Annotated in this window: 2 protein-coding genes; one reads left to right on the top strand and one right to left on the bottom strand. The window is 68.1% G+C overall.

The window, feature by feature from the left end:
- A partial coding sequence (gene mutL / locus U1700_RS15210; protein WP_332753507.1) for a DNA mismatch repair endonuclease MutL occupies window positions 1-733 on the bottom strand: 733 nt, incomplete at its 3' end.
- Window positions 734-880: 147 nt separating this feature from the next.
- Here mutL and U1700_RS15205 point away from each other — a divergent pair.
- Window positions 881-1,082 (top strand): rod shape-determining protein (locus U1700_RS15205; protein WP_332753506.1); only part of this gene is annotated, 202 nt, incomplete at its 3' end.

Here is a 1,082-nt window from a genome sequence, read left to right as displayed (position 1 = left end):
CGGCGATACCCCGGTTGAAGGTCGGTAATCCCGCCACGCCGCCCAACGAAACGGTGTCGCGCACCCAATCGATCGCCACCGAATTTTCCGCCAGCGCGCGGTCGGTCAGCGCCGCCACGCGTCCCGGTCGCTCTTCGCCGCCCGGCACGGTCAGCCCCCCCCGCGCGTCATGCACGAGCCTGAAGCCGATGTCGGGACGCGCCCCCCGCACGCTCGGGCGCTGCTCGAGGCCCGCGGCTGATTCGGAGCGCGGCGCGCGCAGGAACTTGCGACGAGCGGGCACGCGGGCAAACAGGTCCTCGACCACGATCCGGGTGCCCGGCGGCACCGCGGCGGGGCCGTCACGCAGCACCTCGCCATTGTCGACGACGCGGCTCCAGCCGTCGCGACCAGCGGGACGGCTTTCGATCGTGACCCGCGCGACGCTGGCGATCGAGGGCAGCGCTTCGCCACGAAATCCGAGGGTTACGACCGATTCGATCGCCTCGTCAGGCAGCTTGGAGGTGCAGTGCCGCTCCAGCGCCAGCGCCATCTCGTCGGCCGACATGCCGCACCCATCGTCGGCCACCTCGATCCGGCCGATGCCCCCCTGCCCGATCGCCACCGCGATCCGGCTCGCGCCCGCATCGATGGAATTTTCGACCAGTTCCTTCAACGCACTGGCGGGCCTTTCCACCACTTCACCGGCCGCGATACGATTGACGAGATGGGGAGGCAGACGCCGTATTGACATGCGGCAAACCCTAGCCCAAGCGACGGCATCCCGCGACCCCGCAAATGACGGTGCAGGTGCCTTTCGACGGCTCTTGGGACGGCTCTTGGCGGCGGTTCGGGATATGAAATGCGCCCACCCGGACCACCAGACTGAACGAAAGCCTCGATGCCTCTCCCCCGCTTCCTGAAATTCATGTCGCAAGACATGGCGATCGACCTCGGCACCGCGAACACCGTGGTCTATGTCCGCGGACGCGGCATCGTGCTGAACGAGCCGTCCGTCGTCGCGGTCGAGACGATCAACGGCATCAAGCGCGTGAAGGCGGTCGGCGACGACGCCAAGCTGATGATGGGCAAGACGCCGGGCA

The sequence above is a fragment of the Sphingomonas sp. RB1R13 genome, from assembly GCF_036663775.1.
In the GTDB taxonomy this organism is placed as follows: Bacteria; Pseudomonadota; Alphaproteobacteria; order Sphingomonadales; family Sphingomonadaceae; genus Sphingomicrobium.
The sequence above is the reverse complement of the archived record's forward strand: the minus strand, read 5'-3'. Positions and strand labels throughout refer to the sequence as shown.